Annotated in this window: 14 protein-coding genes; 4 read left to right on the top strand and 10 right to left on the bottom strand. The window is 38.9% G+C overall.

The genetic code is table 11. The features are described 5' to 3' along the window. Positions 1-48 precede the first annotated feature (48 nt). Together J2756_RS08050 and J2756_RS08045 are read left to right on the top strand one after the other, a co-directional pair. On the top strand, positions 49-1,038 hold the full coding sequence (locus J2756_RS08050) for a respiratory chain complex I subunit 1 family protein (RefSeq protein WP_209584437.1): 990 nt from the start codon (positions 49-51) through the stop codon (positions 1,036-1,038). Positions 1,039-1,233: 195 nt separating this feature from the next. Then, entirely contained in the window at positions 1,234-1,500 is a 267-nt protein-coding gene (locus J2756_RS08045; protein ID WP_209584436.1) for an energy-converting hydrogenase B subunit P, read from the top strand. A gap of 78 nt (positions 1,501-1,578) precedes the next feature. On the opposite strand, the gene J2756_RS08040 is transcribed toward J2756_RS08045, so the two are convergent. The 8 genes from J2756_RS08040 to J2756_RS08005 all read right to left on the bottom strand — a co-directional run bounded on the left by J2756_RS08040 (position 1,579) and on the right by J2756_RS08005 (position 11,695). Next, on the bottom strand, positions 1,579-2,328 hold the full coding sequence (locus J2756_RS08040; protein WP_209584435.1) for a hypothetical protein: 750 nt from the start codon (positions 2,326-2,328) through the stop codon (positions 1,579-1,581). A gap of 155 nt (positions 2,329-2,483) precedes the next feature. Beyond that, positions 2,484-3,257, bottom strand: coding sequence for a flavodoxin family protein (locus tag J2756_RS08035; protein WP_209584434.1), 774 nt, complete (start codon positions 3,255-3,257; stop codon positions 2,484-2,486). Positions 3,258-3,364: 107 nt separating this feature from the next. Beyond that, on the bottom strand, positions 3,365-4,651 hold the full coding sequence (locus tag J2756_RS08030) for a GMC family oxidoreductase N-terminal domain-containing protein (protein WP_209584433.1): 1,287 nt from the start codon (positions 4,649-4,651) through the stop codon (positions 3,365-3,367). Positions 4,652-4,750: 99 nt separating this feature from the next. Beyond that, on the bottom strand, positions 4,751-5,353 hold the full coding sequence (locus J2756_RS08025; protein ID WP_209584432.1) for an L-2-amino-thiazoline-4-carboxylic acid hydrolase: 603 nt from the start codon (positions 5,351-5,353) through the stop codon (positions 4,751-4,753). Next, positions 5,343-8,327 (bottom strand): AMP-binding protein, encoded by a 2,985-nt coding sequence (locus J2756_RS08020; protein ID WP_209584431.1) that lies wholly within the window; start codon positions 8,325-8,327, stop codon positions 5,343-5,345. The genes J2756_RS08025 and J2756_RS08020 overlap by 11 nt, the downstream gene beginning before the upstream one ends. Continuing rightward, positions 8,324-9,640 carry a polysaccharide pyruvyl transferase family protein gene (locus tag J2756_RS08015; RefSeq protein WP_245315988.1) on the bottom strand — a complete coding sequence of 439 codons (1,317 nt, stop codon included), beginning with the start codon at positions 9,638-9,640 and terminating at the stop codon, positions 8,324-8,326. The genes J2756_RS08020 and J2756_RS08015 overlap by 4 nt, the downstream gene beginning before the upstream one ends. Positions 9,641-9,833: 193 nt before the next feature. Continuing rightward, positions 9,834-11,051, bottom strand: coding sequence for a DUF116 domain-containing protein (locus J2756_RS08010; protein ID WP_209584430.1), 1,218 nt, complete (start codon positions 11,049-11,051; stop codon positions 9,834-9,836). Further along, positions 11,048-11,695 (bottom strand): TetR/AcrR family transcriptional regulator, encoded by a 648-nt coding sequence (locus J2756_RS08005; protein WP_209584429.1) that lies wholly within the window; start codon positions 11,693-11,695, stop codon positions 11,048-11,050. Before J2756_RS08005 ends, J2756_RS08010 begins: the two co-directional genes overlap by 4 nt. Positions 11,696-11,815: 120 nt before the next feature. On the opposite strand from J2756_RS08005, the gene J2756_RS08000 reads away from it, so the two are divergent. Then, positions 11,816-12,274 (top strand): pyridoxamine 5'-phosphate oxidase family protein, encoded by a 459-nt coding sequence (locus J2756_RS08000; RefSeq protein WP_209584428.1) that lies wholly within the window; start codon positions 11,816-11,818, stop codon positions 12,272-12,274. Positions 12,275-12,540: 266 nt separating this feature from the next. Then, positions 12,541-13,197, top strand: a complete 657-nt coding sequence (locus J2756_RS07995) for a DUF5612 domain-containing protein (protein ID WP_209584427.1) — start codon at positions 12,541-12,543, stop codon at positions 13,195-13,197. Between the two features lie 81 nt (positions 13,198-13,278). Here J2756_RS07995 and J2756_RS07990 read toward each other — a convergent pair whose 3' ends face one another. Both J2756_RS07990 and J2756_RS07985 read right to left on the bottom strand, forming a co-directional pair. Beyond that, the gene (locus J2756_RS07990) at positions 13,279-13,563 is read right to left on the bottom strand and encodes a hypothetical protein (RefSeq protein WP_209584426.1); all 285 of its coding nucleotides are present in this window, start codon (positions 13,561-13,563) and stop codon (positions 13,279-13,281) included. A 216-nt stretch (positions 13,564-13,779) separates the two neighbouring features. Further along, positions 13,780-14,061: a hypothetical protein gene (locus tag J2756_RS07985; protein WP_209584425.1), complete on the bottom strand. Its 282-nt coding sequence runs from the start codon at positions 14,059-14,061 to the stop codon at positions 13,780-13,782. Positions 14,062-14,183: the final 122 nt, after the last annotated feature.

Genomic DNA, 14,183 nt, shown 5'->3' with positions numbered 1-14,183 from the left:
TAAATTATGATAAAAATGATAAAGATATAGGGATTAGGAGAAGTGCAGATGACTGTTATAAATTCAATAATCGCAGTAATAGGAACACTGATACTGGCTTTCCTGGTCAGCATATGGCTTCCAGGAATTGAAAGGAAGTTTGTGCATGCAAGGATCCAGCAGAGGGTAGGTCCACCAATCTCAAGTCCGGGATTTATGGCCCCAATCAAGTTTTTCTTTAAGGAAACCATAAAACCCAACTCTCCAATGCCAAGACTTTACAATGCACTGCCAATAATAAGTCTACTATCAGTGGTGTTCATACTCATCGTTATAACGCCTCAGATGTACCCATTAGCAGCATTTGCAAGTATGGTGGCAGTTATAGGTCTTTTAAAGGTGGAAGAAGTACTCTACATGTTCATGGGGTCACTGTCAAAATCAGTTCTCTCACTTAGAATGCCATTTCCAGACATTGTTAAGGGGGCAAAACATCCTGAAGCAAGAAGGTCATTCCTTGAAGAACTCAGTACAATGAGGGCTTTTCGTTTAATAGCATTTGGTTCATTTCCCCTGTACCTAGCCATGTTCGTGCCCGTTACAATGGCCAGGAGTATCTACTTGCAGGACATAGTGGCATACCAGCACATCCACGGACCCATACTCTTCACAGTTGCAGGTATACTCGGTGCAATAGTGTTCTTCGTAGGATTCATGGTACTCCTGAACGAATACCCCTTCTCCATACTAAAGGCCAAGGCAGATGTTATAGAAGGGCCCTTACTTGAATATGCATCAAAATACAGGGCATACGTCTACATAAGCAGAGGATTCCTGATATTTGTCCTTGCAACTGTTTTCACAACCCTGTTCCTGGGAATGCCTCCGAACATTATGGACTGGACCATACTGGTGAACATACTGGTTGCACTCATATTCCCAATTCTAATGGCTGTACTCAGTGCATTCTCCCCAATATTCACCAACAAACAGTTCTATCCAGTTGTTGCAGGTACATCCATACTGGGAGTCATTGCAATAGTTGCAACGTTCCTATAAACTGCCTGGGTGTTGAATGACATCAATTGAAGGATAACTGGTTTGATTCAATGATGAGTCCAATGATCCATCATAATTTCAAACCTGCGGGATTTAGATTTTCATGCAGGTTTTAATTGTCCTTCATTGTCACTTCAAAGAGAAATAAATAATATAAAATTCAAATAAACAGAAAAAATTTATCTTGGTGATTAAATGAAGTTTGTTGTAAGACCCCAGCACATAATCAGTGTTGGAGGTTACATAAATGAGACCCAATTCCCCTACAGGAACCTTGTAGTTGTAAACCCAACGGAAGAACCTATAAAAATAGATATTCCAATATTTGAAGAGGAATGGATAGAGGAACACAGAAAACTGGGCCTTGAAATCACGCCTGTTAGAGAAGAGGATTCTTTTCTCACGGCCTTCAGAAAGGCTAAGGCCAGACTTGATGCCCAGATCAATAAAAAAACTCCTTAGTTCCCTTTAATATTTTTCTTTTTAATCTCCTAGAATCATTTAAATTCTTATTTTTATATTTAATTTTATTTAAAACTTCTAAAATCGATCTATAAGTTTTAAAACATCCCTTATGAAAAGATATGTGTAAATAAAACATGATTTTGCATCTTCCAAACTGAAAGCTATCTCTCTATGTCCTCCCTTTTCCATGAATCTGTTCAACACATCCAAGTAATTCAGAATATAATCGAGTTTGGCTGATAAGAGTTTACCATGTTCATCAGTTTCACCTGCACTTTTCAGAACGTACTGTAACTTAATTTTGGCCTGATCCCGTTTTGGTATTTCTTTGACATTCAATGGATCACCATACTCATTGAATAAGGCATCTGAAAAATCAAGGAGCAGCTCCCTGCAGTCGTAGGCAATCCTTGCAAAACCATGCTCATGATGTTCAGAGCTTAAATCTTCGTAAATAAAATTTAGACGTGTTAAAATATCAGTATCAAGGGTTTCAAGTTTTGAATCAACGTAAACCTTGGTTTCAGCCATCAAAGGAGAAATTAAATCTTTTCCCACTTCCCCATCCTTCTGTAGTTTCTGTTCCATCTGGCTAAGGGCATCAATTCCTTTGTTGTTGATCTTCACGATGAAGTCTCCGCCCAGGCGCATCTGCATATCAACCAAACCCGCATTTTTAAGATGTTTCAGGTTTTTTCCAAGGTCTGCATCAGGAATTTTACACTCATCAAGCAGTATAACTCTGTTTGCAAAAACTGAAGGATCTTTATTGTAGGTCATTTTCAAGTACTTCAAAATACGAAATTTTGTTTGGGAGTTGTTCATTTTTACACCTTTTAGAAATAGATCCTTATCCTTCTTTATTAAAAATCTATTTCCATAATATCTTTTTTAAAAAATTCTTTTTTTATGTATTGATTGGAATTAACCATTTTAAAAAATAATTTAGAGGTATCAAAAGGGTATCAGAAGGTTCAATCCTATTTAACATCCTCTGGTCCTATATCCCTCATCATGAACATGGCAATTTTTATCATGACTGATGCAAACCACTTCTTGAAAGGATTAATTTTAACTGGATAAAAAAACTCCTTTTTATCCTTATAAAACTCGTTATCTGCAGGTAGATATTCCTTCATATCAGAGGTTGTTTTCATGAACCTGAAGTGCATGTACTGGTTAAATCCAGGGGATGGATGTTTTTTTCCCTTAAGCTTTTTGTAGAACTCCTCTGTGGATCCGACTATTTTCTTCTTATTTTTAATTTTAAGGCGTTCAGATGCAGGCCATGGTGGATATAGGGCACCAAGTTTAACTACAGGTCCAAAACCCCAAACTTCAAGTTTGGATAAATAGTCTAAAGTTTCTTTTAATCCTGCACCTCCAGTTGTGGCTAAAACCATGGCTTTCTGGTTAAAAAAGCGCGGCCTGTGGAATACATAGGAGAATCTGTCTATAAAGTTTTTCAGGAGTGCTGACACGTTCTGGCAGTAGCAGGGTGTTACGAATATGACTCCGTCTGATTTAAGCATTTTATCCTCAATTTTGGCCCTGTCATCGTTAATAGGGCAGAAATTTTCCCCCTTAATAACGCATGAAAAGCAGCCACGGCACATTTGCAGGTCAACGTCTTTGAGAAAAAGATATTCAAAGGTTACATCTTCCATTCCCCTCATTTTTTCCTCAACTTCCTTTGTAACCTTGTAACTGTTACCTTTACCTTTTGGGCTTCCAATTATTGCTAATATTTTCATTTAAAATCTCCTTTATGCATGAATTGTGTATCTTTTTTAGTCTAGGTTATACAGTTAATCCTGAATAGTTTCCTATGTTTACCTAAGTCACATGACCATCTACAAGATCAGTCCTGTATAATCTTCCTTGCCACCCTTAATGCCATAGCTGAAGCCAATAAAATGGTTGGGAGGCCCTGTGAGCGGGGAGCGAGTGAGAGGTCAGCAACCCACAATCCATCTGGCAGCCATGAAGGCTTCATTGAAGCTACATCCTCTTTTTTCAGGGGAACTGTCCCCCCAAGATGGCCTCCATTGTACATTCCCTTTACAAATGGACCTGAAACTCCTGAAGTTTCCATTATTTCTTTTGCATGGGAAACTGCCATGTCTATTTTGGTTCGATCCTCGGAAGAAATATTTTTATTCACAGATCCGTCTGCAGAAACAGTACCTTCTTCCATATCTGCCATTTTTACCATTATTCCAACCCTATCTTCCAGTGAAACGTTTCTCCACGGTTTATGGAACCAGTGGGATAATACATCCAGATAGGGGGATAATATGTAGTTATCATGCTCTGTGTACCACAACATAGGGGGTTCTTTAAGCTGTTTGGCTCCTTTAGAAATGCCTCCAAGGGTAAGAACAATATCAACCCAGAGATGGTCTTCAGCAGGTAAGTCTGAATTCTTCAGTATCTGGGCTGTTCCAATTCCCCCTGCAGCTAAAACAACCACATCTCCCTCTATAACCTTATTTGATCGTCCTGATTTAACAACAACACCTTTCACACACCCATTTTCCATTACAACCCTCTGCACAGGGGACGATGTGTGGAGCAGAGCTCCCATTTTCAGGGCGTCCTCTAAAAACTGCCTTGAGTCCCAGCGTGCCCCAGTAGAACATCCCATTTCACAAAGTCCACAGGAGGTACATAAACGCGGTTCAACAGCCTTTGGAGTTGGATGTGGGTTTAAACCTAATTTTGCAGCGGATTCAAACATAGTTCTGGTCAGAGGCCTCCATCTCTTCTTTGGAAAGGGTTTCACACCTACAATATTTTCAAGTTCTTCAAATTCCGGTGTAAGATCGAGTCCTATCTCTTTTAATCCATGATCAGCCCGTACCATGTTGCCGCAGGATAAAGTGGTGCAGCCACCGGTACCAATGCCTCTAACCAGCACCAGGTCCTTCTCCGAACGCATCACATCCATATAAGGAAATATAAGGCCAATAGTTTTTTCGCCTCCAAGAAGACCTGCCTTTCTGAGGGGTTCCGTCATGGTCAAACGTCTGGTGAAGGGTTTGAATACTTTTCCTGCCTCAAGTATGGTGACATCAAATCCATTCATGGCCAATTCACGTGCAGCAGTTCCTCCTCCCGCACCAGATCCCACAACTATTGCTTTCATAGTTTTTGCCCCGTATAATTCAATTAATCTTTTATTAAAGTTATTAAAGTTCAAATTAGTAATTTCAATTGTTTTCAATCAAATTTTAGATATTTTAGATCACAACTGATTTTTAGATTTTATACATGCTGTACACTCTTTTGCACCTTCAGTTATCCTTTTTTTGAATAACATGTTTAAATTTTCATTTAAACCATGAACAACACCTTCATCTGCAGCACTCATCATTCTACATGTCTCAGGAGAGTAATAATTGGCGAGTGAGCATCTTTTCACCATTAAAACCATATTTTTTTCCAGCTTTTCGACTTTGAATTCTATTCCAAGTACTCTGTACAGTATCTGTGCAGCTTTAATGGTGTCCCTGATGTTTTCATTTACACCAAGACGTCCACGTGCTTCCAATCCCAGTTTGTAACCTGCTTTGAACATTTCAGTTCTGCCCACTTCCATGGCTTTTTCATATCCAATGGCGTCAATAAGAGCATTTACTCTGACATTGTGACCTTCAGCCATTAAAGCTCTTCTCTGCTCAAGATTTCCTTCCATAACCAAGTCTTCCAAAAGGTTCAAAGACTCTGCGGAGTGTTCTTTCAGAAGTTTATCCAGACATTCAGTTGTTACCTCCGCAACCCTGTCCAGTTCATTAATCAAAAGGGATTGTGGGGTCCAAATGGATAATATTTTTAGTTTAATGCTCATAATTGTTTCCTGCACTTCCTAAATGAAGTGTGCCTGATTTTAATATGTTTTCAGGGATTTTTTCATTACTACGTTCCTTAAGGTATTCCCCAGAAACGTATTCACCGGAATATTTATCAACATTCCAATCTGTGTACATGAATTTTATAAGATTCTGATAGCGTTTAACAATATTTTTTCTTTTAAGTTTGAGATTTGCTGTTAAATCACTGTTTTCTATGGAAAGATCGTTTTTTAAAACTGCCCATCGTTTTATTTTCTCTGGATGAGAGAGTTTAGAATTCACTTTTGTCATGGCTTCGTCAATCTCATCTAGTTTTACATCTTCATCTACCCATATCAACGAAATACAGTACGGTTTTTCATCTCCAAACACCATGGCCTCAGATACGCAGCCTATATCCTTTAACATTGATTCGATCTTCAATGGACTGATACTTTTCCCGTAAGCGTTGACTATCAGTTCCTTTTTACGTCCTGTTATCACAAGACTTCCTTCAGGAGTTAGATAACCGTAGTCACCTGTAAGAAGCCAGCCATCTTTAAATAAATGATTGTTACGGGACTTATCATTGAAGTAACCCTTTGTTACCTGAGGCCCGCGTACCATGACTTCTCCGTCACTTTTTATTTTCACATCTGTGCATGGGAGGGCTTCACCCACAGTTCCTATTCTGTTGGCCCCCAAACGATTTATGGTAACAAGTGGTGCTTCAGTTAAGCCGTAGGCATTGTGAACTTCAATACCTAACCCTTTGTAACACCTGAGGATATCTTCACTTAAAGGTGCTGAACCTACAATTAATTGAGCACATGCATCAAGACCTGCATTTTTAAGGACAGCCCTTTTTAATATTCTTTGAAGTACCCTTTTTTTAAAACCTTTATCTGCATCTAGATACATATGTCCAAGTTTACTTTGCATTATATGTGACCATACCTTCTCATAGAATCTGGGTACCGAGAAAAATATGGTAGGTCTCACCTTTGGTAGTGTTCTCTGCAGATCCTGGAAGTCTTCAAGGAAGTAGAGTTTCAAGGGTGCAGGAGCATAATAAGGAGCATAAGTTCCTAAAATACCTTCAACAACGTGGTTCATGGGTAGAAATGATAGATAAGAAACTTCACGGTTTCTGTCAATCCATGGAGGCATTGAAGCAATGAATTCAGCCATCCACCTCAAATTTCCATGGGTGAAGGTAACGCCTGAAGGTTTACCTGTGGTTCCAGAGGTGTAACGGATGGTTGCGATGCTGTTAAAATCCACAGGAGCCACAGGGACCCCAAATTCCTTAATTTGAGATTCACTTTTTCCAAGGTCCAGAAATTCTTTCCAACTCATAACCCTGGATGGGAGTTCCATGGATTCCCTGCAAAATGAGATCGTTTTTGTTCCCAGTTCTTCAAATTCTCCCAATTTATCCAGGATCTGGGGCGTACCTACAAAAAGTACAGACGCTCCACAATCCTTTAAAATTTCTTTAATTTCATCTATGGGGCTTGTATAATATAATGGAACATTCACAGCCCCCACTAATCCTAGGGCAACGTCCAGTGTCAAATAGCGAGTGCTGTTAAATCCCACCATTGCCACCCTGTCCCCTGGACCAACTCCCATTGATCGAAGCGATCTTACAGCTGCGAGCATATCACTCTGAACCTCAGTTGAGGATCTTTTTTTAAATCTGCTGCCCACCACATCGTAATAATCAACAGGTCTGCTTTGACTGTTAAGTCGGAATAAAATTTGTTCATGAACTGTTCTATCGGAACGGTGGAAAAAGCCCATATAAACTGCGTAATCCAGTATTTTAGGTAAAAAAGATTTCCAGTGAATTTTATATGGTCCACTCAGTTTTTCAATGTTCTTCCTGGAAAATTCCCTTTTTTCGTTGAAGTATGGTGAAAGTAGGGCAATTGTATTGATCATTCCACCCTTTGAACCAGTTAAATTCTGTAACTTTGAGACATAGGGGATCATTGATGATAAGGGTAAAAATATGGGATTTGGAAGTTTTAAATCTAGATCATCCTGTGCCCATGTGTTTATGAAATCAACGAGTTCTCTAACACTTGGAAGGAACTCATGTGGTGCTGTTAAATGGAAATTTTGGCCTTCTGCAGTGGGATCAAATGTTAAATCAGTAACTGCATCTGCAACGTAGTCCACAGGTACAAGATTTATCTTAAGCGATGAAGAAACAGGGATGATCCTCATCTTTCCATTGAGGTAAAGCCTTAAAATAGTGTACACTGTGTTGAATGTTTTCACATAACCTGTATCGGAATCACCAACCACCATACCTGGCCTGAATACAGATACTGGTAGATCGAATTTTTTTACCTCAACCTCCCCTTCAAACTTACTTCTTTCGTAGTTACTCAAGAATTCATACTCATCTGTAAGTGAATTCTCATCAACATGACCTTTCCGTCCACCTGCAACGTAAGCTGTGGATACATGGGAGAAACGTTGAATTCCATGGTTAAGTTGGGCATCTTCACCCAATTTAAGAACGTTAAGAGTTCCCTGAACATTGATTTTCCTGAGTTCTTCCATTGGGGCATTGAGCCTAAGATCTGCAGCTGTATGAATTATATGGGTGACTTTACCTACCAGATCTTCATACAATCCCCTTTCAAGGCCGAGTTTTTCCTTTGAAATATCTCCCCTAACGAACTGGAATTTTCTGTTTGATAATTTTTTTTGCACTTTATCAGCATCTGGATCAAATATATCTGGTATTTCATCCAGCATACTGTCAGTTGCTTTAAGATCTTCATCTTCTTCATTAATTAATTCCAAAAGCTCAGGCCACTCCCACCATGAACGGGCAAGATGCCTTTTGGCAGATTCATCATCGGAACCCCGTACCAGAACTACAATGCAACAATTTTCCTTTTTAATCAATCTGCGGACTATCTGTGTTCCCAGAAAACCAGTGTCTCCTGTGATGAAAACCCTGCTATTCAAGGTTTCACCTTCCATCCTCTTTCAATTAAAAATTCTTTTAACAACTGCCGATTTTCATTTGCTCCCCTTAAATGCTGGTCATAACCCTGCTTCAACGTGTTACATATTTTTCCCGGATTTTCAAGAAGTTCATTTGCCTGTTTTTTGACTTCACTCCATACTGTTTCACATGTATTTTCAGGTCTGCAATCAAAAAGGTATTCCTTATCAATTCCCAGTTCATTGTAAAGTCCCTTTAGACGGGGGTCGTGCGCAACTGCTATTTGAGGTACATATGATTCAAGGGATAAAACAGCTGCATGGTAACGTGATGTAACCAGTAATTCAAGGCCCTGCAGTATTCCTGTCATCTGAGAGGTGTTAAATTCGCTTGAAGTAAATATATATGCATTCTCGGAGTGCTGCATTTTACCTAAGATACTGAGTGCAAGGGGTTTGTCCAATTCTTCCATACAGACAAGTGCAATGTTTTTGCCATGTGTTTCTACTACTCCATCGGCTAAAGCAGCCCAGCTGGCAGCCAAGTCGTCACTTCTTTGAGCTCTCTTTTTTGAGCGGGAGAAGTAATACGGCCATTTATAAATATCCTTGCTTCTGCCCCAGGGCCTTATAACAACAGGCCACAGATAAAAATCTACCACTGCAAATCCCACAACACCCGCCTCAGGTTTGGGAAGAGATTCTTTTAACCATATGTCTTTGAGGATGGTTTCATCCTTCCCATCTTTCTGGAAGGTAAAAGCGCTATCTGCCGCATGTTTTATGGGCGCAGTGACCCCTATCTTTTTTAGCTTATCTGCAGCTAACTTAGTTCTGGTTATGATCAGATCAGTCTTACTGGCTTCTCTTTTAACAAAAAAACTATTTAAAGTTGATAGATCTCCAACATCCACTGAATAAGCGACACATGGTTTTTTAAAAGAATTAGCACATCTTGTTGTCCATAAAAAAGCCCAGAGAAGAGCTGAAGTCCATGTGTCCATGTAACAACTTCCTTCAACAAGTAAAACCAGGTCATGCTCTTTTACAAGCTTTCTAATTGCAAAGAAGAAAATTGATGGAATTGGCACGATTTTAAGGTTGGCTTCTTCCTTGATGTAGCGGCGTAAATTCTTCTCATTGAGTGTTGGAATGGTTATAAAGACATCTGGCCCTAAAACAGCCCTCACATCCTTTATTATGGAGATGAGCCGAGCTTCAGATCCGGTGTTGTTGGCACCGTTGTAACCAACCAGGAGAACTTTTTTAACATCCTGATTAATATCTTCTTTTTGGCTTTGAGATGACTTTAATTCATTATCAACAGTATTCAATCCTTTCCCCTCTTTGACGGCCTGTTACAATGGGTACATCCAATTCATCCATTTTTTTTATTAATTGAAAATTTTTTTCATTAAACTGTTGTTTGTAATATCTACACTTTGAGAAGTATAATTATGGTGTTCAAATAACATAGTACATAATCTTCATAGTTTTAACTTCTGTTTTACACATTTTTAACGTAAATCACATGGTTGAACATTTATGCCCATTTAACTGGGCTGAACATGGCCAATCATCCTCAAATACTTTCGTGCCTGTTTTCAGAAGCTTCATAAGATGATATTCGCTGATATCTGTGGGTTCACTACTATTTATCCAGTGCCGGCATCCACAGCTGTCAAGAAGGACACACTGGGCCGGAATGCCAAGGGATTCTGATTTCCAACCCCCGGATATTAGGTTCATGATGCATGCAACACCCACTATTCCCAGCTCATCCCGGTCCTTCTGTGTGCTCAGGGATAATGCGGATGATTCATGGGACACAACGTAAACCTCAAACTCATTCTTTTCACCACATCTGCTGAGGGCGTTAACCCTGCATTTTGGAGTACAGCCTGTGCAAGCCCGTCCAAGGTTGGTCTCTGAAGCCATGCACTCAGATTCGGGCAGTAAACACATGCATCTAGGAAGCAGAAGAGCCTTTCTGGGTCTGCTCTTAAAGGATTCTCTGAATTCTCTGCTCATAACTTCGGCTCCAAACATGTTCAAATGGTACTCAGACCTTTTCCTGGTGAACAACATGATATCTTCATTCCAGAGGTGTTTTTCACGGTTTTCCTCCAGGAATCCTTCAAGTTTGCATGTGTAACTGCCGAGAACATTGTTGCTTGCGTATTCGAACCAGTCTGCAAACATGAAAATCTTTGCAAGATGTGAAGAGGATTCCTGAGGATTTAAATCACGTAAAAAATCCATCCATGTTTTTAGATGTTTCAATTCCTCCTGAAATTCTCCAGTTGCTTCAAGCCATTTAAATAGTTTATCAAGATTTTCTACATTCAGTTCAGGAATCTCTTCGGATTTTGGGTCTTCAGGAAGCAGAATTAAAGTTGCAAGAACACCCCTTATAGGATCTACAATGGGTTTCAGTTCTTCATCCTCAGTTCTCTCCCTTGAAAGTTCTGCAAGCAGCTTCTGGGATTTAGGGTCAATTTTAACGGCTCTTTTGATGTAAGCCCTCCAGAACACACCTATCATCAGGACTTCAAAGACCATCAGATCTCTTGGGGATGATTTTTTTACATATTTTGATTCATAATCCTTAAAATCATCAAGAACATCCTTTATATGGAATTCTGATTCAGATAGAACTTGATCCGTGAAGTTTGAAATATCTTGGTAGTATTCATTTGAATCATCGGCCCCGTTCTTAAGTGAATATGGTGTTTTAACTATCATTTTTCCACCTCGGGAGTTATAACCGCTAGCAAAAAGTCTATATGTTCCATTAACCTGTCCTTTGCAGCATCAATAAATGACTCCTCTGTATCATGGTACCTTAAAACGAAGTATTCGAAGAAGAGGTGTACTCCAAAGAAGAAGTACTCCCTTGCAAGGATCTTGGGATCGAAGGGTTTTATGAGTTTGTTATGAATCAACTGAGTGAAGATTGACTCCCAGAACTTCAAAGGTTCTTCCAACATACTTTCAAGGAATATGTGCCTTATCCTCTCGTTTTGGTACATCTCTATGGAGATTATCCTCCAGATCTTGTTCATGGTTGGGGTGTTGATCTGATCCATGTACATGGATGCACCAAGTTTCAGGAATGCTTCAGGGCTCTGGGTGAGCATCTCTGTCCCTACATCTTCTGGTGGACCCGATGATCCCATAACCTCCATGAAGTACTCGATTATGGTGTCCAGTATCGCCTCCTTGTTTTTGTAGTGGTTGTAAATTGAACTTTCCCTTATACCCACTTCACGTGCTATCTCACGAATTGAAACTGCATTAAAACCTTTTTCTGAGAAAAGATCCACTGATACTTGAAATATTTTCTCTTTGGTTGATATTTTTCCATCTTCATCTAGTGTTTTGTTCATAACCCTCAACTCTGCTAACTAACGTTTGTTAGTTAAACTGGTGTCAAGCCCATATATAAAACTAACGTTCGTTAGCATAATCTTGTTTAGTTTCAAAAAACAGATCAAAAGATCATGAAGATGAGAAGAAGTGATAGGGAAATAACAGACCCTGAAGAAATTTCAGAGATACTGGAAAAGGCTCAGGTGTGCAGAATAGCCTTGTCCTGTAATAATGAGCCCTACATAGTTCCAATGAACTTCGGATTTAAAGACAACCATCTTTACCTCCATTCAGCACAGGAGGGAAGGAAGATCAGCATTCTCCACAGGAACAACAGGGTTTGCTTCGAGGTGGACATTGAGACGGAACTTGTAAAATCGGATAAACCATGCAATTGGGGTATGGAGTACAGGAGCGTGATTGGATCAGGTACAGCTGTTTTTATTGAGGATCCAACGGAGAAAAAAAGAATTTTAGATATCATAATGGATAAATACTCCCATGAAAAGCATCATGAATACGATGAAAACATTTTGAAGAACGTGGCAGTTATAAAAGTACACGTAGATGAAATTAAAGCAAAAGGGCGTATTTAACCGTTTATGTCTCAATGCACTTTAATATAAATATTTTTTATATTAAATAGAGTATCATAATTAGTTTTTCCTACAAAAAAAAGATTTTTTTTTAATATTTGGTTGGATTTAATAGATTGTACCCTGAAAAGTGATAAGCTTCTTTTAAAGATTTCATATCAAAGATTTGAAGGATTTATTATCTAGTTCAATTAAAATAAATAAAAGGATTAAAAGATGTTAAGTAGGTTTAAATTTACAAATGATTACTCTTTTCAAGTGATAAAATGAAGGAAATTGCAATAAACATAAGGGCCCAGAACAAACCTGGAGTTTTAAGGGATATAACTGATATGATGGCACGTTGTGGTGTTAACATCACCTACACTCATCTTTTCATGGAAGACAAAGATTCTGCATCCATATACATGGAACTGGAGGATGTTCGAAACGTTGAGAGGTTCGTTGAACAGATAAAAAACTTCCAAGAAGTGTTATCTGTGGATATGCACCGTTCAATGGGTGAAATCTATGGTAAAAGAATTATAATAATTGGGGGAGGGGCCCAGGTCGCCCAGGTCGCCCTTGGAGCCATAACTGAGGCAGACAGGCACAACATCCGTGGTGAAAGGATAAGTATAGATACTTTACCTCTTGTAGGTGAAAAAGAACTTGCAGAAGCAGTTTTAGCTGTTGGAAGGCTGCCGAGGGTAGGGGCGCTGGTGCTTGCAGGATCCCTTATGGGTGGTAAAATATCAGATTCCATAGAAAAAGTAAAAAATGAGCACAACGTAGCTGTTATCAGTCTCAACATGCCTGGAAGTGTAACCAGCAAGGCAGATCTGGTTGTAACAGACCCTGTTCAGGCTGGTGTCATGGCAGTTATGGCCATAGCTGATACTGCAGTTTTTGATATAAAGAGACTCAGGGACCTGAAATTTTAAAGTGGAGTTCCATAGTTTCGACTCCTGAAGAGTTTTTTAATTTCATTCAAGATTGAACCTTCAAAACCATGGAGTACTGATCTATCCAATGGCTCTTATAAGGCGTTCAGCAGCATTTTTAACTTCAGGATCCTTTATTTTACCACTTTTAGCCACTTTCATGGCCATTTCAAGGATCTTGGGCACATCTGCTGGTGCAATATTCTGGGCCATTTCAAGGTATTTTTGTTCAGGTTCTTCGGGTATTTCCTTCTTTTTCTCCTCAAAGGTTTCCAGCATAACCTGGCATGCTCCCATAACTTCAGGTTTATCAGCCATTTCCCTACACTTATCAAGCAGCTTTTGAGATTTTTTATCCAACGTCATAAAAACACCATTTATTATTATGATTTCCAAGGAACTTATAATTTGGCATAATAAAAAAAGTTTAATTTTATTGCAATTTGAGTATTGACGTGTTTAAATAAAGAAGCCCTAAAAATAATCAATTTGAACCGATCTTTTGAAATTTGTACTTCAGTTCTGAAATGCATATAAAAAACACATTAGGGTATAAAACAAAATAGAAAAGTTTAAAAGAGTTTAACTCATTTCAATAGCTCTTATAAGTATGCTTGCAGCATTTTTAAGTTCAGTGTCTTTTATATCTCCACTTTCCCTTACTTTAAGAGCGATTTGGAGTATTTTTGATACATCACTTGGTTTTAGGTTCTCAGCCATCTGAAGATAGGTTTGATCCATATCCTCCTCAACTTCAACCTTTTTCTGGTCCATAAGCTCTAACAGTACTTTGCATGAACCCATGACACTGGAATCATCCATTTTCTTACATTTTTCCATTAGTTCTTCAGTCTTTTTATCCATGGTATCACCGGGTATATTATGATCATAATGGAATTTATAATTTGGCTAAATATCTACTGGATTAGTGAGTCCAACAAGAAAAAAAATAAACCATTGATTTTCAGTAATTTTAAAACCAAAAT

This window comes from Methanobacterium aggregans (assembly GCF_017874455.1).
GTDB classification, from domain to species: Archaea; Methanobacteriota; Methanobacteria; order Methanobacteriales; family Methanobacteriaceae; genus Methanobacterium_C; species Methanobacterium_C aggregans.
The sequence above is the reverse complement of the archived record's forward strand: the minus strand, read 5'-3'. Positions and strand labels throughout refer to the sequence as shown.